The following is a 25,442-nucleotide window of genomic DNA, read 5'->3' on the forward strand; positions in this document are numbered from 1 at the left end:
GCCAGCCAAGTGTTTGATCTATTGCCCGCTGAGTTCACAGAAGCGAAGGTGATTACCGAAGGGGTCTGGCACCTGCATCTGCCGCCCCCAATCCACGGTCTCAATGCCGGGTCTTGCATAGGGGTAGTGCTTCGCGTTGAGTTCGCGATGCAGAGCATCGATGTCCTGAACTGGAATGAATGCCGTCGAGCCCGGGGTGGCGTCTCCATAGTGCTCGCTGAGGTGAAGCGTCAAGCCAGACCTGCTGATCTGAGCGTACAGAGGCGCGCCCTCTTCGAAGCGGTGCTCCCAGTTGAGCGCGAAGCCAAGGAAATCCAGGTAGAACTGTTTCGCCTTGTCGACGGAGAAGATTCGGATGATCGGTATGGCAGCGGACAGACGCATGGCTTCTCCGGATGGGGCATAAGGAAAACGAATTCAGCGTTGCCACATGCTTGCGACCAACTCACCCCGTTGCCTCACAAGCGATGGCGCGCAGCGCATGGTTGCGCGCCTCGCGAACCACGGCAAGTCAGAAATGAATCACCGTGCGAATCGATTTACCTTCATGCATCAGATCGAAGGCCTCGTTGATCTGTTCCAGCGGCATGGTATGAGTGATGAAAGGGTCGAGCTTGATCTCACCCTTCATCGCCTGCTCGACCATGCCCGGCAACTGCGTGCGTCCCTTGACGCCGCCGAAAGCGGAGCCGCGCCACACGCGGCCGGTGACCAGCTGGAACGGGCGGGTGCTGATTTCCTGGCCGGCTCCAGCCACACCGATGATCACGCTTTCGCCCCAGCCTTTGTGGCAGCACTCCAACGCGGAACGCATCACGTGCACATTGCCGATGCATTCGAAGCTGAAGTCGACACCGCCGTCGGTCATCTCGACGATGACGTCTTGGATCGGCCTGTCGTAGTCCTTCGGGTTGATGCAATCGGTGGCGCCCATGCTGCGCGCTAGGTCGAACTTGCCGGGGTTGGTGTCGATGGCGAGGATACGACCAGCCTTCGCCTGCACCGCGCCCTGGATCACGGCCAAACCAATGCCGCCGAGTCCGAACACCGCGACGGTGTCGCCGGGCTTCACTTTGGCCGTGTTGTGCACGGCGCCGATGCCGGTAGTGACGCCGCAGCCGAGCAGGCAGACCTTTTCCAGCGGTGCGGCGGGATTGACCACGGCCAGCGAGATCTCCGGCACCACGGTGTACTCGCTGAAAGTCGAGCAGCCCATGTAGTGATAGATCGGCTGCCCGTTGTAGGAGAAGCGCGTGGTGCCGTCGGGCATCAAGCCCTTGCCCTGTGTGGCGCGCACTGCCTGGCACAGATTGGTCTTGCCCGACTTGCAGAATTTGCACTCGCCGCATTCGGCGGTGTACAGCGGAATCACATGGTCGCCCGGCTTGACGCTGGTCACGCCTTCGCCGACCTCGATCACGATGCCGCCGCCTTCATGTCCCAGCACCGCGGGGAAGATGCCTTCCGGATCGTCGCCTGAAAGCGTGAAGGCATCGGTATGACAGACGCCGGTGTGGGTGATCTTGACCAGCACCTCGCCTTGCTTCGGCGGCGCGACGTCAATCTCGACGATTTCCAGCGGCTTGCCCGGCCCGAAGGCAACGGCGGCTCGTGATTTCATTGGGTTCTCCAGCAGACAAAAGACAGTGGGTCGCGGTTATCTACCTGGCCACGACACGATATGCGACAGGATCAAAGGTATAGGGGATGGCGACGCCGTCACCTGAATCCAAGTCCATCAGAGGGTACGTGCATGCAGATCGATCTATCCGGCAAGAACGCGCTGGTCACCGCCTCCACCGCCGGCATTGGCCACGCCATTGCGATGGGTCTGGCGGCTGCCGGTGCCAACGTAGTGATCAATGGTCGCCATCCGGACACGGTGCAACAAGTGGTGGACAAGCTGCGCCATCACTTGCATGGCGCGAGCCTGGAAGGAGTGGCCGCCGATCTTTCCACGGCTGACGGCGTCGCGGAACTGGTCGAGGCCGTGCCCAGCGTCGACATCCTGGTCAACAACGCTGGCATCTTCGGACTCAAGCCATTCTTCGAGACGGGTGATGCCGAATGGGAACAGTATTTCCAGACCAATGTGATGTCTGGCGTGCGGCTGTCGCGGCACTACATGCAAGGGATGTTGCACCGGAACTGGGGGCGCGTGGTGTTCATCTCTTCCGAGTCGGCGCTGAACGTCCCGGCGGATATGATCCACTACGGCGTCAGCAAGACCGCGCAATTGTCCGTGGCGCGCGGTTTGGCGAAGTTGGCCGCGGGTAGTGGCGTCACCGTCAACAGCGTGCTGCCAGGGCCGACGCTTTCGGACGGCTTCAAGGCCATGGTCCACGAAGCCGCCGAGCGCGAGGGCAAGAGCTACGAACAGATCGGTATGGAGTTCGTGAAGGCGCATCGATCGAGCTCGATCATTCAGCGCCTGGCGACTACCGAAGAGGTGGCCAACATGGTGGTGTATGTGTGCTCGATGCAGGCATCGGCGACGACGGGGGCGGCGTTGCGGGTGGATGGAGGGGTGGTCGATACGATTTGAGTCGACGCTTTGGCTCCCTCTCCCTTTCGGGGGAGGGTTGGGGTGAGGGGCGGGTGCTCGAGACACCGCTTCTACTTCGTCGTCCCGGCGTAGGCCGGGACTCAGTGGCGTTCTCGCTCGAAGTTCGCGTAGTCGCTACCTGGCTCGTTGCGACCGAAGGGAGTGCCCGTGGGGCCGCGGGCTTCCGTTCTCCTGCCGGAGGCAGGGTTACTTCTCTTTGTTTGGTCAAAGAGAAGTAAGAGGGGATTTGGAGATCAAGAGCAACATCTAAGGCAAAAGCCGGAAACAAAAACGCCCCGCGGTGCGGGGCATTTTTGGTAAAGCTTCAGAAGCGAATCAAGCCTTCTTGTCGGCCTTGTAGCGCTCCATGCCGGCGACGATCTCGGCCTTCGCCTCTTTGGCGCCGACCCAGCCTTCCACCTTCACCCACTTGCCCTTCTCCAGATCCTTGTAGTGCTCGAAGAAGTGGCCGATGCGCTCCAACCAGTGGGCGGAGACGGCTTCGATGTCCTTGATGTGGGCGTAGCCGGCGAAGATCTTCTCTACCGGAACCACCACCAGCTTTTCGTCGCTGCCGGCTTCGTCGGTCATCTTGAGCATGCCGACGGGATGGCAGCGGATCACCGAGCCCGGCACCAGCGGCAGCGGCAGGATCACCAGTGCGTCCAGCGGATCGCCGTCGCCACCGAGCGTGCCGGGGACGTAGCCGTAGTTGCAGGGGTAGCGCATCGGCGTGGACAGGATGCGGTCGACGAAGATCGCGCCGCTTTCCTTCTCCACTTCGTACTTGACCGGCTCGGCATCCTTGGGGATTTCGATGATGACGTTGATTTCATTCGGCACGTCGCGGCCGGCGGAGACGAGATGCAGACCCATGGTGGTTCCTTACTGGAATGCGGGGGGGAAGCCGGTAAGGATACGGCAAAGCCTGTTGCGTCGCAGCAGTTGGGGCGGCTGAAGTTCAGGGCGTCGTCAGTGCGCGGCGGCGCTCAGCGTTGATAGGGCCGCTCGCGTAACCACTTGGTCGCAATCCATTTTTCGCCGCGGATGACCGGCAGGCCAGCATGCAGCGAGCTCTGGTCGCCGGTGTCATAAGCGAAATAGACGGCTGAACCGCGCAGGGCCGTTACGGTGAGGCCGATGGCCGGGAAGCCGGTACCGCCGCCTTCCTCGGGGGTGTTGAGGTACATCACGATGCTGGCGACGCGCTGGCCGCCGCGCGCGGTGACTGCGGTGAAGCCGGGCTGGGCGGGGTCGAACCAATCAAAGTGCGGCTCGTACTCCTGGCCGGGCAGGTAATGCAGGATTTGCAGGCCTTCGCCGTGGCTGGCCGGAATCTGCACCAAGTCGGCGATGCGTTGCTCAAGGCGCTGGATCAGCGGCAGCTCGCCGGCACGGAAAAACATGCCATTGCTGGTGCGGCGCTCGTCGGTCTGGTGACGGCCGTCCACATCCACGGTGAGTGAGCGCTGCAGGCGCGGGCGCGCCAGGGCGATCAGCTCATCGCATTCATCGCCGGTGAGCAGGCCTTCGAGTACGCGAACGATGGGCGTGTCGATGCTGGTGCTGACGCGAACGGTGTGATCGCCCACGGACACCTGCGGCGCCGTCGGGTGGCGCGGTTGTTTGCTACCGGCACGGGGCGCGGTGGCGTTGAGCGCGGCCAGCGGAATGTTCAGCACTTCCGAGACGGCGCGCCGGCTTTGCTGCGCGTCGTAGCCGGCGTCTTTCATCAGGCGCAGCACATCCATCGGGCCGTGGCCAGCGCGGGTGGTGGCGAGTATCCACTCGCGCAGTTCGGGGCGGGTTTTATGGAAGTGCTTCATGGATGCGATTCATGGGATGCGCCACACGCCGTGTGGCGCACCCAGTGGGTCAGGGCCTTCTACTTTACGTGCTCCCACAAGTACGTATAGCCAAGCGCGTTCATGAAAGCCGACTGTTTGTTGTCGGCCGCCGCGCCGTGGCCGCCTTCGATGTTTTCATAGAAGCTGGTGTCGTAGCCCAGTGCGGCCAGCTTGGCGTACATCTTGCGCGCGTGCACCGGGCCCACGCGGTCATCGCGGGTGGAGGTGGTGAACAGCACCGGCGGGTACTTCTGGTTGGCTTTGGCGTTGGTATAGGGCGAGAAGGTCTTGATCCAGGCCCATTCGGCCGGCTTGTCCGGGTCGCCGTATTCCGCCATCCACGAAGCGCCCGCGGAAAGGTGCGTGTAGCGCTGCATGTCGAGCAAGGCCACCTGGCTGACGATGGCGCCGTACAGCTGCGGGTACAGCGTGAGCATGTTGCCCATCAGCAGGCCGCCATTGCTGCCGCCCATGGCGCCGAGGTGCTGCGGGGAGGTGATCTTGCGCTTGAACAGATCCTCCGACACCGCCGCGAAGTCCTCGTAGGCGCGCAGTCGGTTGGCTTTCAATGCAGCCTTGTGCCAACGCGGCCCGTACTCGCCGCCGCCGCGGATATTGGCGATGACATACACGCGGCCCTTGTCGAGCCAGGCGCGGCCCATGCTGCCGCTATAGGCCGGTTGCAGCGAGATCTCGAAGCCGCCGTAGCCGTACTGCAAGGTGGGATTCTTGCCGTCGGCCTTGAGCTTCTTCGGCGCGATTTCGAAGTAGGGCACACGAGTGCCATCCTTCGAGGTGACGAAGTGCTGGCTCACGTCATATTTCGAGGCATCGAAGAAGCTGGGGCTGTGCTTGATCCCGTTCGGTTCACCCGCGCCGTTCTTCCCTTGGCCGATCGTGCCGTAATACAGCGTGGTCGGCTGCAGGAAACCGCTGACGGTAAGGAAGTAATCGTCGCTGCTATCGGCATCGATGCCAGCTGCGGCGATGGTGGACAGCTTCGGCGCACCGCCAAGGCTTTCGCGCTTCCATGGACCTTCTTGTGGGGTGAGCACCTCCAGCTTGTTCACCACGTTGTCCATCACGTTGAGGATCAACTGGTGGCGCGTCCACGAATAGCCGTCCAGCGCGGTGGTGTCGGTTGGTTCGAACAGTACGGTGAGATCGCGCTTGCCGGTCCTGTACTCGCCGGACATGTAATCGTCGAATCTGGCGACCAGCAGCGAGCCGGACTTGTAAGTCTTGCCGCCGATACTCCAGTCGCTGCGCGGCTCGATCAGCAGCCATTCGCGATGCACGTCGGTGTTGGCATCGTTCGGCACGTCGATCTTGAGCAGCTTGCCGTCCTTGCCGCGCAGGAAGGTCTCGCTGTCGTAGAAGGCGAGCTGGCGGGTGACAAAGTCACGCTCGAAGCCCGGCGTGTTGTCACGGAAGCCCGCCACGCTCATGTCCTCAGGCTTGCCTTCGTACACCGTGGTGGCGGCACTGAGCGGCGTGCCCCGCTTCCATTCCTTCACGATGCGCGGATAGCTGGAGGTAGTCATCGAGCCTGGGCCGAAATCGGTGGCGACGTAGAGCGTGTCGCGATCCCTCCAGGCAACGCTGCTCTTGGCCTCTGGCAAGCTGAAGCCGTCTTTCACGAACTGCTTGCCGGGCAAGTCGAACTCGCGCACCACGTTGGCGTCGGCGCCGCCACGCGACAGGGAGATCAGGCAGCGCTGGTAGTCGGGTTTCAGGCATTGCTCGCCGTGCCACACCCAGTTCTCGTTCTCGGCCTTGGACAGCGCATCGAGATCGATCACTGTCTCCCAGGCCGGTTTGTCCTTGCGGAACTCGGCCAGCGAGGTGCGGCGCCACAGGCCCTTGGGATGTTCCTTGTCGCGCCAGAAGTTGTAGTAGCTGTCGCCGATCTTATTGACGAAGGGAATGCGCTCGTTGGAGTCGAGCACTTCCAGAATGCGTTCGTCGAGCTGCTTGAACTCCGGCGTCTGCGTGTACTTCTGTACCGTCTCGGCGTTGTGTTGCCGGACCCAGTCCAGCTGCTTGGCGCCGTCGATGTCTTCCAGCCAGAGGTTGGTATCGGCCGCGGCATCGCCGGTGGCCTTGGGAGTGGGGGTTGCTGCGTGGGTCATGCCTGCCATCGATAGAACAAGGAGAAGTGCGAGCGGGTGTTTCTTCACGTGCGAGTTCCCTCTGCTACGGAGTGAGTACCCCATTCAATCAGCCTTGGCCGGGTCCGTCACCTGCTGGAAGACACTGCGGAAGGCCATGTCTGCCGGCTGAGGGCGCGAGCCATACGGCGTACGGCGTCGTCCAATTCGCTCTCGTCGTGATAGGTGAAGCCCAGCCGCAAGAAGGATTGAGCGCGCTGGTGGAAGTCGTAGCGGCGGGCGTCGAAGAACAGCACGCCTTCGCGTTCGCCATCGCGCGACCAGCGGGCCACGTCGATGCCGTCGTCGGCACGAACCCACAAGCCCATGCCGCCCTCGGGCAGGCGGAAATGCACGGCGCCACCCAGGTGCCGGGTGAGCGCCTCGGCCAGCGCATCGCGTCGCGCGGCATACGTCCGGCGCATGCGCCGCACATGGCGCAGCAGTTCACCGTCTTCGAACAGCTCGGCGATGGCGCATTCCATGGCGGCGTCGCTGCGTGCATCGCTGGCTGCGCGCATGCTCTGCAGCCGCGCGAATACCGCGGGCGGCGCCACCACGAAGCCAGTGCTCACGCCGGGCGCAAGCAGATTGGATAGCGAGCCGATGTAGACCACGTTGGCGCGCCCGGCGCCGGCCGCGATGGGCAGGATCGGTTTGCCCTCGTAGTGAAACTCATGGTCGTAGTCATCCTCGATGATGGCGAAGCCATGCTGGAGCGCCAGCTCGGCCAAGCGTGCGCGGCGCGCCGGCGACATCACGGTGGTGGTGGGGAACTGATGGTGGGGTGTGAGGAAGACGGCGCGGATGGTTTGTTGTCTCAGCAGGGCTTCCAACGCATCGACGTCCAGCCCGCCGCTGTCCACCGCGATAGGTACCAGTTGCGCGCCGGCCAGCTTCAGCACGCTCCAGGCTGGGGGATAGCCGAAGGCTTCGACCGCGACGGTGTCGCCGGGCCCGATCAAGGTACGCGCGACCAGATCGATGCCCTGCTCGATGCTGCGCGTGACCATCAAATTGTCGGGCGTCGCCAGCAGACCGCGGGTGCGCGCCAGCATGGCGGCGAGTTCGGTGCGCAGGCGGATATGCCCGCAGGGGTGAGGCGCGACCAGCAAGCTGCGACCACGATGCTCAATGGCACGGCGGAAGGCGCGGGCCAATGCGCGCGCTGGAAACAGTCGGGCGTCCGGCGCGCCGTTGGACATCATCAGTACGCCAGGTGCCGGCGCATGGCCCGCCATCGGCAATGGCAGTGGGGGCATGAGCGAATACGTGGGCGTCTGTTCGGTCATCGCCGGAGCGTCCGGCGGCGGCGCTGCCGGTTCGCCGACGAAGGTGCCACCGCCGATGCGTGTACTGACCAGCCCCTCGGCGACCAACTCGCTGTAGCCGGCGACGATGGTGTTGCGGTTCACACCGAGGCGCAGCGCGAGTTCGCGTGAACCGGGCAAGGCCTCGCCAGGTTTCAGTCGTCCGCAGCGGATGTCGTCGGCAATCGTACCCGCAAGCTGCAGGAACAGCGGCAGCTCGCGTCCGGGGTCGAGTGCGATGGCAAGCTCCCAGCGGCGCATACACCAATTTTAGGCACAACCGGACCAGAGGAAATGTGAGAAGTGGAACTCCCCGGGTTGCGCGGCCGGCGGCACGCTCCGGGCACTACAAAGGAGGGTCGTATGCGTCCGCTTCCTCACATCGTTCTAGCCGCTGCCTGCGCCGCGGCATGTCCCATGCTGGCCTGGAGCCAAGTCCAGTACAGCGTGGTCCATCTCTCCGCGCTCGGCGGCACGTTCAGCTCGGGCAACAGCGTCAACGATCTTGGTCTGGTGAGCGGTGTCTCCAACCAGCCGGGCGATCAGTCCGGGCATGCCGCGCTCTGGTTGAACGGGGCTGTTCATGATCTCGGTACGCTCGGCGGCCTCAATAGCGATATCCAGTGGCCGGCCAAGAACAACTTCGGCCTGCTTGCCGGCATCGCACAGACCGGCCAGCCAGACCCTCTCGGCGAAGGCTGGAGCTGTTCGGCCTTCTTCCCCTCGGCGACGGCGACCAGCAGCACCTGCCTGGGTTTCGTGTGGGCCTGGGGGACCATGCGCGCGCTGCCTACGCTGGGCGGCAACAACGGTTTCGCTGCTGGCGTGAACGACCTGGGGCAGATCACCGGCTGGGCTGAAAACACCATCCAAGATCCGACCTGCGACACGGTCAACAGCGGCCAGGTCTTGCAGTTCCGTCCGGTCGTGTGGGGCCCGGACCCGAACCAGCTCCGCGAGCTGCCTTTGTTGACCGGCGATACCTCCGGCGCCGCCACGGCGCTCAACGACGTGGGCCAGATGGTTGGCATCTCCGGTCTCTGTGATCAGGCGGTAGGGCGTTTCAGTGCGCGTCACGCGGTGCTCTGGCAGAACGGCACGGTGACCGATATCGGCAATCTCGGCGGCGTGGCATGGCACACCCCGATGGCGATCAACCTGCAAGGTCACGTGGTGGGCTTCTCCAACGTGTCAGCGAGCGATGGCGGCCACTTGCACGAGCATGCGTTCCTTTGGACGCGCAACGCCGGCATGCAGGACCTCGGCACGCTCTATCCCGGCGACGTGCACAGCCAGGCTTTCGGCATCAACGCACGCGATCAGGTGGTGGGCCTTTCGTGTACCGCGCACTTCGCCAGCTGCCACGCCTTCCTGTGGGAGAACGGCCGGATGACCGACCTCAATACGCTGGCGACGCAGGGTGACGCGGGCCTGCTCGCGCAGGCGCTGGACATCAACGACGAAGGCGAGATCACGGGGCTGGCGATCGATCCGGTCACAGGCGATCAGGTGGGATTTCTGGCGAAGCCGGTCTACGGCGCCGCAGGCCGGCATCGGGATGCTGTGCGCAATGTGTCGATGCCCGACGCGATGCGGACGCAGTTCTTGCGTCGTCTGAAACTCGATCGGGAGTCCTCGATCCCATAGCCGATCTCGGTCGGGATCAAACAGGGTAGGGGTGGTCCCTACCCTGTTTTCTTTCGGCATGCGTGCGCCTTACAGCAGTGGAACCAACAGCAACGCAACGATGTTGATGATCTTGATCAACGGGTTCACCGCCGGGCCGGCCGTGTCCTTGTAGGGATCGCCCACGGTGTCGCCGGTGACGGCGGCCTTGTGCGCATCCGAACCCTTGCCGCCGTGGTGACCGTCTTCGATGTACTTCTTGGCGTTGTCCCAGGCGCCGCCGCCGGTGGTCATCGAGATCGCTACGAACAGGCCGGTGACGATGGTGCCGATCAGCACGCCACCCAGCGCTTGCGCGCCGGCTTCCGCACCGCCCAGCCATTTGAAGCCGAACAGCACGATCACCGGCACCAGCACCGGCAGCAGCGAGGGGATCAGCATTTCCTTGATCGCGGACTTGGTCAGCATGTCCACCGCGCGCGAGTAGTCCGGCTTGGTGGTGCCTTCCATGATGCCCTTGATCTCGCGGAACTGACGGCGCACTTCCTCCACCACCGAGCCCGCTGCTCGGCCGACCGCTTCCATCGCCATCGCGCCGAACAAGTAAGGGATCAGGCCGCCGATCAGCAGGCCGATGATCACGTAGTGGTTGGAGAGGTCGAAGCGGAAATCGGTGACGTTGAGGTGCTGGCTGAGGTTATGCGTGTAGTCGGCGAACAGCACCAGCGCGGCGAGGCCGGCCGAACCGATCGCGTAGCCCTTGGTCACCGCCTTGGTGGTATTGCCCACGGCGTCGAGCGGGTCGGTCACGCCGCGCACTTCCGGCGGCAGATCGGCCATCTCCGCGATGCCGCCAGCGTTGTCGGTGATCGGGCCGTAGGCATCCAGCGCCACGATCATGCCGGTCATGCTGAGCATCGCCGTGGCGGCGATGGCGATACCGTACAGGCCGCACAGGGCAAACGAGCCCCATATCGCCGCGCATACCGCAAGCACCGGCAGTGCGGTGGATTTCATCGACACGCCGATGCCGGCAATGATGTTGGTGGCGTGGCCGGTGGTGGACGCTTGAGCGACGTGCCGCACCGGCCCGTACTCAGTGGCGGTGTAGTACTCAGTGATCACCACCATGGCCCCGGTGAGCGCGAGGCCGATCAGCGCGCAGCCGTAGAGGTGGCCGACACCGTAGGCCGACTCACCCATCAGCTGACTGGTGATCGGCCAGAACGCGATCGCCGCGAGGATGGCCGAGACGGCCACGCCCGCGTACAGCGCATTCATGATCTTCCCGCCGCGTGCCTTCACGAAGAAGGTGCCGATCACCGAGGCGATGATCGATGCGCCACCCAACACCAGTGGAAACAGCACGCCGTTGCTGCCGGTCTGCTCGGCCATCACGCCGCCGAGCAGCATGGTGGCGATCAGCGTGACCGCGTAGGTCTCGAACAGGTCGGCGGCCATGCCGGCGCAGTCGCCCACGTTATCGCCCACGTTGTCGGCGATCACCGCCGGGTTGCGCGGGTCGTCTTCCGGAATGCCGGCCTCGACCTTGCCGACCAGGTCGGCGCCCACGTCGGCGCCCTTGGTGAAGATGCCACCGCCGAGACGGGCGAAGATCGAGATCAGCGAGGAGCCGAAGGCCAGGCCGACCAAGGCATGCAGTGCATGCATGCTTTCGTAGCCCAGATGCCGAAGCACGGCGTAATAGGCCGTGACGCCGAACAGAGCGAGGCCGACCACCAGCATGCCGGTGATGGCGCCGCCACGGAACGCCACGTTGAGTGCCGCCGCGAGGCCGCTCCGGGCGGCTTCGGCGGTACGCACATTGGCACGCACCGACACGTTCATGCCGATAAAGCCGGTGGCGCCGGAGAGCAGTGCGCCGATGGCGAAGCCGATCGCCGTGCCCCAATCCAGCGCAAAGCCAATGATGAAGAACAGCACCACGCCCACCGCGCCAATGGTGGTGTATTGCCGGTTGAGGTAGGCCCGCGCACCTTGCTGGATCGCCGCGGCGATCTCCTGCATGCGCTCGTTGCCCGGTGATTTCGCCAAGATCCAGCGCACCGAGAGCGCGCCATACAGAACTGCCACGACCGCACATGCCAGCACGATCCACAAGCCAAACTGCTGCAGCATCGGAGCCTCCCCATCGGTTGTAGTGACCGCCCGTTGCGGGCGGTTCCGTCGAGTATAGGCAGAGGTTGACGGCCGTTCTGTTGTGCGACGCAACGCGTGGGCAGAGAGCGCACAACAAAAAAGGCGATGTCCGGAGACATCGCCTTGCTGTGGCGCCCCTCGCTGTGGTCAGCGAATGACCATGTCGAGGATCACGCCCGAGCCCATCGAGACCAACAGATAGCTGCGGTCGTCGCGCACCCAGTGATAGCCGTACGGCGGCGGACGCAGGCGGTAGTAGCCGTAGTCGCGCACCACATAGGAGGGGCCGTAGTAACGTTCGCCGCGTGCCCAGCGTTGCGGGCCGTGACGATGCCCGTAGTAGCGACGGTCATCGCGATAGTAACGGTGGTCGCCATGCCCGCGGTCGTGGTCGCGATCGTAGCCATGGCCATGACCGCGACGATCGTCGTGGTCGCGATCGGCCAGCGCCATGCCGCTGCTGGCGAACAGAGCGAGGGCGACGAACAGTTGGGGGATGGTCTTCATAGGCGCTCCTGTGGCGACCCGCGTGCAGGTGCCGCCAGCGGGGGAGGTCAATCGTAAAAATTTGTGCCTGAACGTAAGGGGCGTGGGAGCGCCTGTTGGCGTTGAATGCGGCAGTCGACCTGTTCGGTGCCATGCCCACATGGGTTACCGTTCGGTCTACCAGCGGACTATCCGTATCACTCTCAAGGCGGGCAAGGTGATGCATATCGAGACGGTCGAGCGCACGCGTGAGGCGATCCCCGCGAGTACCGAGCTGGAGCGGTGTGAGCTGGAAGAGATGGCCAAACCGAACAGCCATCGCTGAGCTGCCATGTTCTGGCGTGTGATCACAGTGATAGCGGCGCTAGTGCTGCTGCTCTACGGCGCATTCTGCGCCCATCTTTATTTCAGCCAGCGGCAACTCCTCTATCGGCCTGAAGCGACTTGGTTGGTACGGCAAGCGCCAGATTTCGTGCTGGTGAATGAAGACGTGAAGCTGCGTGGCTGGGTGGTGAACCCTGGCCAGTCGAAAGCCTTGCTGTATTTCGGTGGCAACGGCGAGCGTATCGAGGATGTTCGGGCTGAGTTTGCCCACTGGTTTCCACAGCGCACGATTTACCTGCTCGCCTACCGTGGCTATGCGGCCAGCGATGGTGAACCCGGCGAGCGAGCGCTGGTGTCGGATGCACTGGCACTCTTTGACTACGTGGCGCCTCGCCACGCAGCGGTCGCTGTGATTGGGCGTAGCTTGGGCAGTGGGGTGGCGGTCCAGCTGGCCGCGCGTCGCCCCGTGGAGCGCCTGGCGCTGGTCACGCCCTTCGACAGCATGGTGCGGGTGGCGCAATCGTTCTATGGCCTTGCACCGGTGGACTGGTTGTTGAAGGAACGCTTCGAGTCGTTGCGTTATGCGATCGATGTGCATTGCCCGGTGTTGCTGATACGCGCGGGGCGGGATCAGCTGGTTGCCGCCGAACGCACGGCCGCACTCGCGGCCAGCTTCCGCACACCACCCATGCAGCAGGTGGTACCGGAAGCCGATCACAACTCGATCCAGGAATACTCGGACTACAGGGTAGGTTTGAGTCGCTTTGTGAACTAGCTATTCATACCCGCTTCGGAGGGCGGCACGATCTCCTGTAGCCACGCGCGCAACGCGCCGATAGCGGGATCGTTTGCCACCGCAGGCGGATGGACGAGGTAGTAGTCGAAGCCGTCAAGTTCCGGCCCGAATGGCGCAACCAAGGTACCGCGCTCAAATTCGTCACGGACCAGGGCCGTGTTCAGTAGCGCAACGCCTTGGCCGGCGATGGCGGCATCGATGGCGTGAGTTTCGTCGCTGAAGGTGATGCCGCGCGCGGCCTGGGACGTGGTCGAGCCGGCCTTGCGTTGCCAGGCGGTCCAGTCGGGTGGATCGGGCAGCGTGGGCTGCCATTGGAAATGCAGCAGGGGATGTTGCACCAGTTCCTCCGGCGTCCGCAGAGCCAGCCGGGGGCTGCATAGCGGCGCGAAGCGGGTGTGCAGCAAATGCTCGCTGTGGAGATCGCGATACACACCCTTGCCGTAGCGGATCGCGGCGTCGATCTGCTGCGTCGCAAAGTCGATGGGCTGTGTGGATGCATGCAGTCGGAGGTCCAGCTCCGGATGCCGGGTTTGGAAGTCCGCGATACGCGGAATGAGCAGGCGCGCGACGAAGGCGGGCGTGGCCGATACGGTCAACATGCGCCGCCGCTTCGGCTGAAGCAGCGGGGCGACGGCGGCCGTCATCGCGTCGAAGCTGTCACGCAGCACCGGAAACAGGGCTTGACCTTCCGCCGTCAGCACGACTTTCCGCACCTGGCGCTCGAACAGCGTCACGCCCAACAGCGCTTCCAGCTGCCGAATCTGATGGCTCACGGCAGTGGACGTGACCGAGAGCTCGGCGGCGGCGAGGCGGAAACTCTGGTGTCGCGCGGCGGCTTCGAAGGCGCGCAATGCGGATAGCGGCGGGAGGCGTCGTCGATAGTGATCCATGGATGAGTTCAGTTCACGCGTCGGGTGAGAAATGATCGGTTTTCAGCAGGTCTGACCGTCCATAGCATGCGCGCTTCCATCTCGCCTGTGAGTGGAATGCATGCATGAGGAGCTTGCCATGACGACCCTGTTGCAACTCGACGCCAGCGCACGCGGCGGCCGTTCGGACCTGCACGACCACGGATCGCATACGCGTCGCCTGACGGCGCGTTTCGTATCGCGTTGGCGGGCTGCGACAACGGATGCCGTGGTGTATCGCGACGTGGGGCAGAGTCCGCCTGCGCCGGTGGACGGGGCATGGGTGCATGCGGCCTTTACGCCGGAAGCGGCGCGCGAACCCTGGATGCATCAGCGATTGGCACAGAGCGATGCACTGATCGACGAGCTGCTCCGCGCCGACGTGATCGTGGCTGGCGTGCCGATGTACAACTTCAACGTGCCCAGTGGATTCAAGGCGTATATCGACAACATCGTGCGCGTTGGCCGGACCTTCGGCTTCGACCGTGCCCGGGAAGGCGAGCCCTACTGGCCGCTGTTGGCCGGGCAGGGGCGCACGATGGTATTGCTGAGCTCGCGCGGAGATTACGGCTACGACCACGGCGAGCGCCTTTCGGCGCGCAATCATGTGGAGCCATCCGTGCGTACCGCATTTGGCTATATCGGCGTGGACGATGTGCGCACGGTGGCCGTGGAATACGACGAATTCGGCGGCGAGCGGCTCGCCGAATCCTTGAGTCATGCTGAGGCAGCAGTCGATCGCTTGGTCGATCGACTGCTGGCTGAGCGATCTGCCGTGCGAACGGCTACGGCTTAAACTCGGGCAACTTGCGCTCCACCGCCGCGTTCTTCAGCTGCACGTATTTCGGTAGCCCATCCTTGCCGTAAGGCAAGGGCGCCTCGCCCTGGATCAAGGGCGCGAGGTAGCGGCGTGCGGCGGCGGTGATGCCGAAGCCGTCGCGGGTGAGAAAGCCGGTGGGCATTTTCTTTTCGCGATTGGCGATCTTCGACAAGGGTGCGGCCTCGATCTTCCAGCGATAAGGCGCATCGGAGCTGCGCACGATCACCGGCATCACCGCATTCATGCCGGCCAACGCGTACTCGACGGCGGCCTTGCCGACGGCATAAGCCTGCTCCGCATCGGTCTTCGAGGTGAGGTGGCGGGCGGAGCGCTGCAGATAATCAGGCAGCGCCCAGTGGTATTTGTAGCCGAGCTTTTCCTTCACCAGCGAGGCGAGCACCGGAGCCACGCCACCAAGCTGGCTGTGGCCGAAGGCGTCGCGCGTGCCGGCCTCGGCCAGGAATTGACCTTCCGCATTGCGAATGCCTTCGGAGGCGACCACGGTGCACCAGCCCACGCGCTCCACCGTGGCCTTGACCTTGGCCAGGAAGGCCGCTTCGTCGAACACGCGCTCGGGGAACAGGATGATGTGCGGCGGGGCGTCCACCCCTTCACCGGCGAGCCCGGAGGCCGCGGCGATCCAGCCGGCGTGACGGCCCATCACTTCGAGGATGAAGACCTTGGTCGAGGTATCGGCCATGGAGGCGACATCGAGGCTCGCTTCCAGCGTGGAGATGGCGGTGTATTTGGCGACTGAGCCAAAGCCCGGGCAGCAGTCGGTGACGGCGAGATCGTTGTCCACCGTCTTCGGTACGCCGATGCAGCGGATGTCGTAGCCCATCGCCTTGCCCAGCTGCGAGATTTTCAGCGCGGTGTCGGCCGAGTCGTTGCCGCCGTTGTAGAGAAACCAGCGGATGTCGTGGGCGCGCAGGACTTCGATCAGGCGCTCGTACTCGGCGCGGTTCGCCTCAAGCGACTTGAGCTTGTAGCGACAGGAGCCGAACGCGCCACCCGGCGTGTGTCGCAGCGCGGCGATGGCGGAGGCGGATTCCTTCGAGGTGTCGATCAGGTCCTCGCGCAGCGCGCCGAGGATGCCGTTGCGTGCCGCGTACACCTTCACGCCCTTGGCACGGGCGGCTTCGATCACGCCGGCGGCGGTGGCGTTGATCACGGCGGTGACGCCCCCGGACTGGGCGTACAGCAGACGGCCGGTGGATGATCGGGAGGTCGACTTCATGGGCGGGCTCCGGGGGTGGGGATTAATGCGGTGCGACATTTTGTGACGCATTAAGATGCCTTGCGCAACAGGCACTTGGCGTGACGAGGTGCCAACTCTCGTTTGACGGCACCCCCCGCAGCCGCTAATTTGGCCGCTACTTTCTTCTTTCCGTCACCCGCCGCAGTGTGCAGCGGTACGCGGATCTCGTGGAGCATTATGCGACTCGTCCTACTTGGCCCGCCCGGTTCGGGCAAAGGTACCCAGGCTGCTCGGCTGAAGGTTGAACTCGGCGTGCCGCACATTTCCACCGGCGACATGCTGCGCGCGGCGGTGAAGGCGGGCACACCGACCGGCCTCAAAGCCAAGGCGGTGATGGATGCCGGCAACCTGGTTTCCGACGACATTCTGTTGGCCATGCTCGAAGAGCGCCTGTCCCAGGACGACGTAAGGAACGGCTTCATCCTCGACGGCTACCCGCGCAACCTGGCCCAGGCTGATGCGCTGGATCATCTGCTGGCCAAGATCGGCCAGCCGCTGGATGCGGTGGTGAAGCTGGACGTGCCGAACGAAGTGATCATCGCCCGTTGCGAAATCCGCTTCGCGGCCGAGCATCGCAAGGACGACGACCCGGTCGTGGTGCGCGATCGCTTGAAGGTCTACGCCGAGCAGACGGCGCCGGTCGCCGATTTCTTCGCGCGCCGCGGCAAGCTGCAAGAGGTGGACGGCGTCGGCGAGCTCGATGACGTCACCGCCCGCGTCAAGCAGGTACTCAAGCAGGAATCGGCCGCGGCGAACGGCTGATCTCCCACGGGCCGCCACTGAGCGGCCCGTTCTTCATGGGCGATGCGAATCGCCACGCCTACCGTTGAACAGGTTCTCCATGCGTCTGCACATCCTCGGCATCTGCGGCACCTTCATGGGCGGCGTCGCCGCGCTGGCACGCGAACTCGGGCTGCCGGTGGAAGGCTCCGACGCCAACGTCTACCCGCCGATGAGCGACCAGCTCGAGGCGCTGGGCATCACGTTGATGCAGGGCTACCAGGCTGAGCACTTGCAGGCCTCGCCGGGGCGCGAGAAGCCCGATCTGATCGTGGTCGGCAACGCCATGGTGCGCGGCAATCCCGCGGTCGAATACATGCTGGACGAGCAGCTGCGCTATGTGTCCGGCCCGCAATGGCTGGGCGAGACGCTGCTGGCGAACCGCGAGGTGCTGGCCGTCGCCGGCACCCACGGCAAGACCACGACCAGCAGCCTGTTGGCGCATCTGCTGGAAAGTGCGGGCCTAGCGCCCGGGTTCCTGGTCGGCGGTGTGCCGGGCAACTTCGGCATCTCGGCGCGGTTGGGCCAGGGCAAGCACTTTGTGATCGAGGCGGACGAATACGACAGCGCGTTCTTCGACAAGCGCTCCAAGTTCGTGCACTACCGCCCGCGCATCGCCATCCTCAACAACCTCGAATACGACCACGCGGACATTTTTCCTGACGTGGCCGCGATCCAGCGCCAGTTCCATCATCTGGTGCGCACCGTACCGGGCAATGGTCGGCTGATCGTCAATGCGCACGACACCTATCTCACCGAAGTGTTGGCGATGGGGTGCTGGACGCCGGTGGAGACCTTCGGCATCGGCAAGGGCGATTGGCAGGCGACGTTGATCGAGGCCGATGGTTCGGCCTTCGCCGTGCATCGTCGAGGCGAGCTGATCGGCGAAGTGCGCTGGTCGCTATTGGGCAATCACAGTGTGATGAACGCGCTGGCCGCACTCGCGTCCGCGGCGGCGGCCGGTGCCGATCCGAGCGCGCTGTTGCCGGCCTTCGGCAGCTTCGAAAGCGTCAAGCGGCGCATGGAGCTGGTGGGCGAGGTGGATAGCGTGCGCGTGTACGACGATTTCGCGCACCATCCCACGGCGATCGCCACGACGCTGGCCGGTTTGCGCGCGAAAGTCGGCAAGGCGCGCATTTTGGTGGCGCTGGAGCCGCGCTCCAATTCGATGCGTCTCGGCGCGCACGCGAATGGGCTGGCACCTTCGCTGGCGGACGCGGACGCGGTGGTATTCCTGCATCGCCCCGAATTGCCCTGGGATGCGAAGCGCGTGACCGATGCCTTGCAAGGGCGAGGTGCCGCGGTGCCGACGGTCGATGCCTTGATCGGCTCGCTACGCGAACAGGCGCAAGCCGGCGACCATGTCGTGTTCATGTCGAACGGCGGTTTCGAAGGGGCGCCGCGGCGCTTTGTCGAGGCGTTGCGCGGCGCTTGATCGCTACGCCAACGGGGCGTCGAAGCAAGGCGCTCGTCGCTGGTACTCACGCTGCGCGGCATACCAGACCCCGCCACCAAAGCTGATGGTCACTACGGCGAGCGTCATGCCGCCCGCTGCGTAGCCGATCGCGCCGATCAGCCAGTAGCCACCCCAGTACACGGCCATCGAGCCGAATGTCAGTACCAGGTTGACCGCGGCACGGCCGAAGCTGCCTTGGGGCCCGATCAGGTGCACCGCCAGCGCCACCAGGCTGGCGGAGGTGGCGACGATGGCCGCGGTCAGCAGCATCCGCCCCGGTTCCGCCGCGTGCGCGAGTACGCTGCCGAGCAGGGTATAGGCCAGCGCGGTGAGTACGCTCACTGGCACCAGGATCAGCAATGCATCGACCATGACCTTCTGGTACTGCGCGCGCGTATCGGGTGCCAGCGTCAGGTAAAGATCGGCCAGATTGGGTCGCATGCGCAGCATGCCTCGCCCGAGTTGTGGAAAGCGGGTCATGGTGAGCAGGATGGCGTAGGCACCGACCACGGCTGCGTTGAAATGCTGGCGGTGCATGACCGCGAAGAAATAGATCGCGACCATGCCAGCGACCAACAGCAGTCGCAACGCGATGGCTTGCGGGTTGTCGTGTGGCAGCAACAGGCGGCGCACCAGGGTGAGTTTTTGCGCGGCCGTTGGGTGTCGCCGGTAGCGTTGCAGGGCAAGTTCCATCGCACGTTGTGCGAAGTAGTCGAACAGGCCGGCAACGCGCTTGCCGAGCGCGCCGCGCGGCTGCGGGGTGCCGTCGATGTTGGTGGTGTTGGTGCGGCCGAGACTCGTACTTTCCAGTGGCGATGGCTCTACCTCGAGGTCGTCGATGCGCAGCAGCGGCAGCAGGGTTACGCGCAGCAACAGTGTCGCGGCAAGCACCAGCAGTGGCGCAGTCCACGGCGAGTTCAGCGCGACCTCCACCACCTGTGCCACGACTTGCGGCATCCAGCCGGCCGCGATGAAAACCACCCAGATCAGCAGGCCAACGCGACGGCCGCAGCCAGTGGCGAGCCCTAGTGCGGCGACCAGCAGCAAGGCCGCGGCGATCAGACATACGTGCGATGGAACGAACAGGGCAGCCAGCAAGGAAGGCAGGATCACCCACTGCAGCACGTCTATCGCTGCCGTCCAGGCCAGCCACCGACGAAAATCCGGAAGCAGGAAACTCTCCGGCCGGCACAGGCTGCGCAACACTTGCCCCTGGCCGATGTGCCAGAACCAGGATGCGAAAGCGCACAACCCCGCGCCGAGATAGACCGGGCGCTCTTCCTCACGGAAGTTCATCGCGATAATGACCAGGCCGCCCAGCCACATAAGGATGGCTAGCACCACCAGCACCGGCATGCGCTTCCACAGCTGCAGCCACAATTGCCAGACGGCTTTCATGCCAGTTCCACGAACAGGTCTTCCAGCGATGGCGTTTCGATGCGCAGGCTGGCGCCTAGCTCGCTGGCGAGCGTATGCAGCGCACCCAAATCCGCGTCCTCGAGCAACATGTGCATCTCGGTGTCGCTTGCGCTGGCTTTGAGCAGGCCGGCCACTTCTGGCGTGTGGGGCCAACCGCCAGGGCGGCTGAATACGGCGCGCACAAAGCTCTCACGCAGTTCGGCCAGCGGGCGCATGAATTGGATGCGCCCATCACGGAGCAGGGCGATATCGGCACCGGCGCGTTCCAGATCGGCGGTGATATGGGTCGAGAAAATCACGGTCTTGCCCGGCTGGCGCATCAGGCTCAGCAGTTCGGTCATGAAAGCGCGGCGGGCCTGGGGGTCGAGGCTGGCGACGGGCTCGTCCAGCACCAACAGGTCCGGCTGTGGCGCGATGGCGCGCACGATCGCCAGTTTCTGCCGTTGGCCTTGCGATAGCTGGCCGATCTTCTGTTTCGGGTCGAGCTGCCAGCTTTCCAGCAGGCGCGCGGTCAGGGTGTGGTCCCAACGGGTATAGAACGCCGCGGTGAAATCCAGATAGGCGCGCACTTTCATCCACGGAAACAGATCGAAGGTCTGCGGCACGAAACCGATGCGATGCATGCGCTCGCCGCCGGGCTCGGTCATCGGCTCACCCAGCACCTCGACCCGTCCGCCATCGATCGGCGAGAGACCGAGCAGGCAGCGCAACAGGGTGGTCTTGCCGGCGCCATTGCGTCCGAGCAGGCCGATCACGCGCCCGGCGGGTACGTTCCAGTCGACCGACTGCAACACCACGCGCTTGCCAAAGGATTTGCGCAGCGCCTCCACCCGAAGCACCGGTCCGGTGGGTGCCGCCGGCAGGTGGACGGGCTCGACGAGCGTGATCGGCAGATCGGCAGACATGGACATCCCTGGTGACTCCTTGCGGCGTCCTGACAATGTGCGGCGGCCGGGCCTTATCGTCCAGTGACGCGTGTCACCACCTGGGTGCCTGCCCGGGAAAGCTTGGCTACACTGCGCGCATGGCTGATCAGCCCCTGCGTCCCGCACTGCCTCTGTTCCCGCTTTCCACCGTGCTCTATCCGCAGGGGCAATTGCGCCTGCGCATCTTCGAGCGGCGTTATCTGGACATGGTGCGCGAGTGCACGCGTGGCGACGGTTACTTCGGCGTGTGCCTGATCCTGCAAGGGCATGAAGTCGGGGAGCCCGCCGTGCCGGCCGCCATCGGAACACTGGCGCGGATTGCCGATTTCAACCATCGAGAAGACGGCCTGCTCGGCATCGTTGCGGAAGGCGGCGAGCGCTTTCGCGTCAGGCAGACCCGTGTACGTTCGGACGGCCTGGCTATTGGCGAGGTAGAGCTCTGGCCCGTGGAGGCCGCGCAGGCCGTGCCGGTCGAGTTTGCCTTGCTGCAGACCATTCTTGAGCGGCTGATCGAGAACATGGCGCCACAATGGCGCCACGCGCCACGCAGTGCGTACGACGATGCCAGTTGGCTCGGCTTCCGCCTGGCGGAGCTGTTGCCGCTACAGCCCGACGAGCAGCAGCGCATGCTGGAACTGACCGATCCGCTGCGCCGCCTGGCTGAATTGCGCGACATCCTGCCCCGGTTCCAGAAAGCGTGATGTAGGAGCGCACCCTGTGCGCGAAACGGCCTTGCCCATTCCTCCAAGGTCTCGTGTCGTGCTTGAGCCGCGGCACTTCATCGACTTCTCGCGCACAGGGTGCGCTCCTACACTGTGTGCTTTCGTCATAGGTGGAAAGCCATGGGCAGTCTGAGCGGCAAGACCTTGTTCATCACCGGCGCATCGCGTGGCATTGGTTTGGCGATTGCGCTACGCGCCGCACGCGACGGAGCCAACATCGCCATTGCGGCCAAGAGCAGCGTGCCCAACCCCAAATTGCCCGGCACCATCCATACCGCAGCTGCGGAGATCGAAGCGGCGGGCGGCAAGGCGCTGGCGTTGAAATGCGACATTCGCGAAGAGGACGAGGTGAAGGCCGCCGTGGCCGCCACGGTGGAGGCTTTCGGCGGCATCGACATCCTGGTCAACAACGCCAGCGCGATCTGGCTGGCTGGCGCGCTGGATACGCCGATGAAGCGCTTCGATCTGATGCAACAGGTAAACGCGCGCGGTAGTTTCCTCTGCGCCCAGGCTTGTTTGCCGCATCTGCTCCAGTCGTCCAATCCGCACATCCTGACGCTCGCGCCGCCGCCGTCGCTCGATCCGAAGTGGTGGGCGGCGCACACCGGTTACACGCTGGCGAAGATGGGTATGAGCTTCGTCACGCTGGGTCTGGCCGGCGAGTTCGGCCCGAAAGGCGTAGCGGTGAATGCGCTGTGGCCACGCACCATCATTGCCACCGATGCGTTGAACATGATTCCCGGCGTGGAGATTCCACGTTGTCGCAAGCCGGACATCGTCGCCGATGCTGCGCATGCCGTGCTCACCCGTTCGGCAGCGGGCTTCACCGGTCGCTTCCTGATCGATGAGGAGGTGTTGCGCGAAGCGGGCGTCAGCGACTTTGCCCCTTACGCTGTCGATCCGTCGCAGTCGTTGCTGCCCGATCTGTTCCTGGGTTGACCGGATGGATTGTCCGTTCTGCGCCATCGTCGCGGGTCGCCTGGAAGCGAGCATAGTCGCGCAGACGGAGTCGGCCATCGCTTTTCTCGATCTGCGACAGGCCGTGCCCGGCCATGTGCTGGTAGTGCCGCGCGAGCACGTGGAGAACATCTAGGCACTGGAGCCCTCGCTGGCCGGTGAGCTGATGGCGCTGGCCACACGGGTGGCCAAGGCGCTGTATGCCAGCTTCGATCCACCCGGACTCAATCTGTGGCAGTCCAACGGCGAAGCGGGCGGGCAGGAAGTGCCGCACGTGCATCTGCACGTTCAGCCGCGGCTCGAGGGCGATGGTCTGCTGCGCATTTACCCGCATGGCGCACCGGAACCGGCGGATCGCGCTGCGCTGGATCGTCTGGCCACACTTATTCAAAGGCACGTCAGGCTCTGACGACGCGCTGCATTATCGAGAGGAACGTCATGAAATATCTGCACAGCATGATTCGCGTCCGCGACGTCGACGCCAATCTGCGCTTCTTTTGCGAAGGGCTTGGCCTGAAGGAAACCCGCCGCATCGAGAGCGAGGCCGGCAAGTTCACCCTGATCTACCTTGCGGCACCGGATTCGCCCGAGGCCGAGGTCGAGCTGACTTACAACTGGGGCTCGGAGGAGGATTACGGCAGCGCGCGCAACTTCGGCCACCTGGCCTTTCAGGTCCATAACATCTACGCCACCTGCGCCCACCTGCAGTCGATGGGCTACACCATCAACCGCCCGCCGCGTGATGGCCACATGGCCTTTGTGCGTTCGCCTGATCTGATTTCGATCGAGCTGCTGCAGGACGGCCATTTGCCGCCACAAGAGCCTTGGGCATCGATGTCCAATACCGGTGTTTGGTAAGAAAGGCTGGTGACTCCGGGCCGCAGGCAGCGATCGCGAGCGTAGTTTTTTACGGGCCCGTGCCTGCGCCGCTGGCCGTCCGGCCTCGAACTTCTGGCTGAGCCGAATCCCCCATTTGTCGGATGCCTGCCACCATCGCCGATGGATATGGTGCGATCGGTATCACCTTTCTGTAGCAGCCAAGGCAGGCGCTGCGAAAAGTGACCGCCCGGTGCGGCTGGACGCTTGCACCCAACCATCCGTAAACCTGCGACCCAAGCAGGTTGGGAGGGCTCGATGGCTGTGACGAAGCAGGATGCTAGGCGTTGCATTGTCTGGTTTGGTCAGCCCGAAGACGGTGAGCGCGCGCGCCTGACCAGGGCGGGTTGGTTCATTCGGGTTGCCGAGGCCAATGGGAACGGCGGCATCGGTACGCGCAGCGGCAACACGGTAGTGGCCCTTGCGGACTTGCGACGCGGCAACGCGGCAAGCGTCGCTGTCATGGAGCGCATGGTGGCCGATCACCCCGGGTTGCCCTGGCTGTCGTTGATCGCACCGGACATGCCAGTACAAGAGCCTGTCCATCGAATACTGCAGGCTAGCGCCGATTTCTTCATAGCACCGGTGGACTTGCAGCGCTTGCTCGATTCGCTCGCCCAGATCGACGGCGAGATACCGGTACCGGAGCCTGGCGATATCGGCATCACGGGTCATAGCCTGGCCACCTGTGCAGTGGTGGCCAGCGTGCGCAAATACGCGCCGGTGGAACTGCCGGTGCTGATTACAGGCGAGACGGGAACCGGCAAGGAGGTCGCTGCACGCGCACTGCATGGCCTTTCTATGCGTAGCGAGCGGCCGTTTGCGGCGATCAACTGCGGTGCGTTGCCACCGAACCTGGTGCAATCCGAGTTGTTCGGCCATGAGCGCGGCGCCTTCACGGGCGCCAATGCGCGGCGCATCGGCCATTTCGAGACGGCGGCGGGCGGCACGGTATTTCTCGACGAAGTGGGCGATCTGCCGATGGATGCGCAAGCCAGTCTGCTGCGCTTCCTGCAGGAGGGCACGCTGGCGCGCGTGGGCAGCAGCCAATTGATCAAGCTCGACGTCCGCGTGCTCGCCGCCACCCATGTGGATTTGGAAAAGGCGGTGGGGCAGGGGCGCTTTCGCGAAGACCTGTACTACCGGCTCAACGTGCTACGCCTGCATATGCCTGCGCTGCGCGAACGCGAGGACGATGTGGTGCAGCTGGCGCAGCTCTTTCTGGATGCCTTTCGCGAGCAGCGCAACAGTCATGCACAAGGCTTTAGCAGCGGGGCGCGGCAGGCCATGCGCGACTTCGCCTGGCCGGGCAACGTACGCGAGCTGGTGAATCGCGTACAACGCGCCGCGGTGGTGGCCGAGGGTGTGTTGATTACCGCGGACGACCTGGATCTGGCTGATGTGCCGCTGCTCGGGCGGGCGCGGACCAGCCTGGGCAATGCGCGGGTCGCCGCCGAGCGCGATGCGGTGATCCATTGTCTGCGCGAGTGCCACTTCAATATCAGCGAGTGTGCCCGCCGTCTGAGGGTGTCGCGGGTCACTATCTATCGCCTGTGCAAGAAGCACCAACTGGCGCTGGACGAGCTGCGCTGAGTTCGCCACTCGCCTCCGAAGCGGAGTTCCAGAAAAGACGGAAGGCCCCCGACCTACAGGGGTCGGTCGGGGGCCTCCGTTGGTGCCCGGCTACAGGGGGGGCCGGGTACCGCCCTCTTCGCCGTCGGTCGACGGCTTGAATCGATGTCGGAGGTGCAGGAAGTTGAGCAAGCGCCATGCCAACGCATGCAAACCTCGGGATGGCAGGAATTTCAATGAGTTGCCATGCCATGGTGATTTGGACGGGTGTTACGTTTGTGCGCCGTTGAGGGGCCTGCCATACGAGTCGATGTTGGCCACAGCAGCTTCTTTCGTTGTCTCGGCGGGCTGTAAACCAGGCGATACAACGTGTCTCCGAGGTGGACAACGGTCGCGCATGGAAAAGGCGGACCGCAGGTTCTACGATGCACGAGGCCGCGCCGCGCAACTTCGCGCCGGTGTGACAAGGCCATTCCCCGATCTAATCGATACCGCCCCCATTGA

Annotated in this window: 23 protein-coding genes and 1 pseudogene; 12 read left to right on the forward strand and 12 right to left on the reverse strand. The window is 64.2% G+C overall.

Annotation, left to right across the window (positions count from 1 at the left end; translation table 11 throughout):
* Positions 1 to 18 precede the first annotated feature (18 nt).
* Complete coding sequence (locus OUZ45_RS19040; protein WP_266171901.1) at positions 19 to 384, reverse strand: glyoxalase superfamily protein; 366 nt, start codon at positions 382 to 384, stop codon at positions 19 to 21.
* Between the two features lie 127 nt (positions 385 to 511).
* The gene (locus OUZ45_RS19045) at positions 512 to 1,621 is read right to left on the reverse strand and encodes an S-(hydroxymethyl)glutathione dehydrogenase/class III alcohol dehydrogenase (protein ID WP_266171902.1); all 1,110 of its coding nucleotides are present in this window, start codon (positions 1,619 to 1,621) and stop codon (positions 512 to 514) included.
* A gap of 132 nt (positions 1,622 to 1,753) precedes the next feature.
* Here OUZ45_RS19045 and OUZ45_RS19050 point away from each other — a divergent pair, with 132 nt between their 5' ends.
* A complete protein-coding gene (locus OUZ45_RS19050) occupies positions 1,754 to 2,545 on the forward strand; it encodes an SDR family NAD(P)-dependent oxidoreductase (RefSeq protein WP_266171903.1) in 792 nt (263 codons plus the stop codon).
* A 336-nt stretch (positions 2,546 to 2,881) separates the two neighbouring features.
* Here the strand turns inward: OUZ45_RS19050 and ppa are convergent, their stop codons facing one another.
* From ppa to pdxR, 4 genes are all read right to left on the reverse strand, one after another.
* Positions 2,882 to 3,421 (reverse strand): inorganic diphosphatase, encoded by a 540-nt coding sequence (gene ppa, locus OUZ45_RS19055; protein WP_266171904.1) that lies wholly within the window; start codon positions 3,419 to 3,421, stop codon positions 2,882 to 2,884.
* 113 nt (positions 3,422 to 3,534) lie between these two features.
* On the reverse strand, positions 3,535 to 4,371 hold the full coding sequence (locus OUZ45_RS19060) for a 2OG-Fe(II) oxygenase (protein WP_266171905.1): 837 nt from the start codon (positions 4,369 to 4,371) through the stop codon (positions 3,535 to 3,537).
* Between the two features lie 59 nt (positions 4,372 to 4,430).
* Entirely contained in the window at positions 4,431 to 6,533 is a 2,103-nt protein-coding gene (locus OUZ45_RS19065; protein WP_425601721.1) for a prolyl oligopeptidase family serine peptidase, read from the reverse strand.
* Between the two features lie 98 nt (positions 6,534 to 6,631).
* The gene (gene pdxR / locus OUZ45_RS19070; protein ID WP_266171907.1) at positions 6,632 to 8,113 is read right to left on the reverse strand and encodes a MocR-like pyridoxine biosynthesis transcription factor PdxR; all 1,482 of its coding nucleotides are present in this window, start codon (positions 8,111 to 8,113) and stop codon (positions 6,632 to 6,634) included.
* 102 nt (positions 8,114 to 8,215) lie between these two features.
* Between pdxR and OUZ45_RS19075 the strand changes: the two genes are divergently transcribed.
* Positions 8,216 to 9,499, forward strand: a complete 1,284-nt coding sequence (locus tag OUZ45_RS19075) for a hypothetical protein (protein ID WP_266171908.1) — start codon at positions 8,216 to 8,218, stop codon at positions 9,497 to 9,499.
* A 69-nt stretch (positions 9,500 to 9,568) separates the two neighbouring features.
* Here the strand turns inward: OUZ45_RS19075 and OUZ45_RS19080 are convergent, their stop codons facing one another.
* Positions 9,569 to 11,617: a sodium-translocating pyrophosphatase gene (locus tag OUZ45_RS19080; RefSeq protein ID WP_266171909.1), complete on the reverse strand. Its 2,049-nt coding sequence runs from the start codon at positions 11,615 to 11,617 to the stop codon at positions 9,569 to 9,571.
* A 168-nt stretch (positions 11,618 to 11,785) separates the two neighbouring features.
* Entirely contained in the window at positions 11,786 to 12,145 is a 360-nt protein-coding gene (locus OUZ45_RS19085; RefSeq protein ID WP_266171910.1) for an RcnB family protein, read from the reverse strand.
* Positions 12,146 to 12,284: 139 nt separating this feature from the next.
* Here OUZ45_RS19085 and OUZ45_RS19090 point away from each other — a divergent pair, with 139 nt between their 5' ends.
* Together OUZ45_RS19090 and OUZ45_RS19095 are read left to right on the forward strand one after the other, a co-directional pair.
* The gene (locus OUZ45_RS19090; protein WP_266171911.1) at positions 12,285 to 12,449 is read left to right on the forward strand and encodes a hypothetical protein; all 165 of its coding nucleotides are present in this window, start codon (positions 12,285 to 12,287) and stop codon (positions 12,447 to 12,449) included.
* 6 nt (positions 12,450 to 12,455) lie between these two features.
* Positions 12,456 to 13,223, forward strand: a complete 768-nt coding sequence (locus tag OUZ45_RS19095) for an alpha/beta hydrolase (RefSeq protein ID WP_266171912.1) — start codon at positions 12,456 to 12,458, stop codon at positions 13,221 to 13,223.
* On the opposite strand, the gene gcvA is transcribed toward OUZ45_RS19095, so the two are convergent.
* Positions 13,220 to 14,134, reverse strand: a complete 915-nt coding sequence (gene gcvA, locus OUZ45_RS19100) for a transcriptional regulator GcvA (protein ID WP_266171913.1) — start codon at positions 14,132 to 14,134, stop codon at positions 13,220 to 13,222. The two genes, OUZ45_RS19095 and gcvA, sit on opposite strands and share 4 nt — an antisense overlap.
* Positions 14,135 to 14,252: 118 nt before the next feature.
* On the opposite strand from gcvA, the gene OUZ45_RS19105 reads away from it, so the two are divergent.
* Positions 14,253 to 14,948: an FMN-dependent NADH-azoreductase gene (locus tag OUZ45_RS19105; RefSeq protein WP_266171914.1), complete on the forward strand. Its 696-nt coding sequence runs from the start codon at positions 14,253 to 14,255 to the stop codon at positions 14,946 to 14,948.
* Here OUZ45_RS19105 and OUZ45_RS19110 read toward each other — a convergent pair.
* Positions 14,938 to 16,209: a 6-phosphofructokinase gene (locus OUZ45_RS19110; RefSeq protein WP_266171915.1), complete on the reverse strand. Its 1,272-nt coding sequence runs from the start codon at positions 16,207 to 16,209 to the stop codon at positions 14,938 to 14,940. The two genes, OUZ45_RS19105 and OUZ45_RS19110, sit on opposite strands and share 11 nt — an antisense overlap.
* 198 nt (positions 16,210 to 16,407) lie before the next feature.
* Between OUZ45_RS19110 and OUZ45_RS19115 the strand changes: the two genes are divergently transcribed.
* Together OUZ45_RS19115 and mpl are read left to right on the forward strand one after the other, a co-directional pair.
* Positions 16,408 to 16,992: an adenylate kinase gene (locus tag OUZ45_RS19115; RefSeq protein ID WP_266171917.1), complete on the forward strand. Its 585-nt coding sequence runs from the start codon at positions 16,408 to 16,410 to the stop codon at positions 16,990 to 16,992.
* 79 nt (positions 16,993 to 17,071) lie between these two features.
* On the forward strand, positions 17,072 to 18,445 hold the full coding sequence (gene mpl, locus OUZ45_RS19120) for a UDP-N-acetylmuramate:L-alanyl-gamma-D-glutamyl-meso-diaminopimelate ligase (protein WP_266171918.1): 1,374 nt from the start codon (positions 17,072 to 17,074) through the stop codon (positions 18,443 to 18,445).
* A gap of 3 nt (positions 18,446 to 18,448) precedes the next feature.
* Here mpl and OUZ45_RS19125 read toward each other — a convergent pair whose 3' ends face one another.
* Both OUZ45_RS19125 and OUZ45_RS19130 read right to left on the reverse strand, forming a co-directional pair.
* Entirely contained in the window at positions 18,449 to 19,864 is a 1,416-nt protein-coding gene (locus tag OUZ45_RS19125) for a hypothetical protein (RefSeq protein WP_266171919.1), read from the reverse strand.
* On the reverse strand, positions 19,861 to 20,796 hold the full coding sequence (locus tag OUZ45_RS19130) for an ABC transporter ATP-binding protein (RefSeq protein ID WP_266171920.1): 936 nt from the start codon (positions 20,794 to 20,796) through the stop codon (positions 19,861 to 19,863). The genes OUZ45_RS19125 and OUZ45_RS19130 overlap by 4 nt, the downstream gene beginning before the upstream one ends.
* A 113-nt stretch (positions 20,797 to 20,909) precedes the next feature.
* Between OUZ45_RS19130 and OUZ45_RS19135 the strand changes: the two genes are divergently transcribed.
* The 5 genes and pseudogenes from OUZ45_RS19135 (at position 20,910) to OUZ45_RS19155 (ending at position 24,959) form a co-directional block, all read left to right on the forward strand.
* The gene (locus OUZ45_RS19135; protein ID WP_266171921.1) at positions 20,910 to 21,512 is read left to right on the forward strand and encodes an LON peptidase substrate-binding domain-containing protein; all 603 of its coding nucleotides are present in this window, start codon (positions 20,910 to 20,912) and stop codon (positions 21,510 to 21,512) included.
* 141 nt (positions 21,513 to 21,653) lie between these two features.
* Positions 21,654 to 22,472, forward strand: a complete 819-nt coding sequence (locus OUZ45_RS19140; protein ID WP_266171922.1) for an SDR family oxidoreductase — start codon at positions 21,654 to 21,656, stop codon at positions 22,470 to 22,472.
* A 4-nt stretch (positions 22,473 to 22,476) separates the two neighbouring features.
* A pseudogene (locus OUZ45_RS19145) lies at positions 22,477 to 22,899 on the forward strand (HIT family protein).
* A gap of 29 nt (positions 22,900 to 22,928) precedes the next feature.
* Positions 22,929 to 23,348, forward strand: coding sequence for a VOC family protein (locus OUZ45_RS19150; RefSeq protein WP_266171923.1), 420 nt, complete (start codon positions 22,929 to 22,931; stop codon positions 23,346 to 23,348).
* Between the two features lie 276 nt (positions 23,349 to 23,624).
* Positions 23,625 to 24,959, forward strand: a complete 1,335-nt coding sequence (locus OUZ45_RS19155; RefSeq protein WP_266171924.1) for a sigma-54 dependent transcriptional regulator — start codon at positions 23,625 to 23,627, stop codon at positions 24,957 to 24,959.
* Positions 24,960 to 25,442 lie beyond the last annotated feature (483 nt).

It is taken from the genome of Dyella subtropica, assembly GCF_026283965.1.
GTDB lineage: Bacteria > Pseudomonadota > Gammaproteobacteria > Xanthomonadales > Rhodanobacteraceae > Dyella_D > Dyella_D subtropica.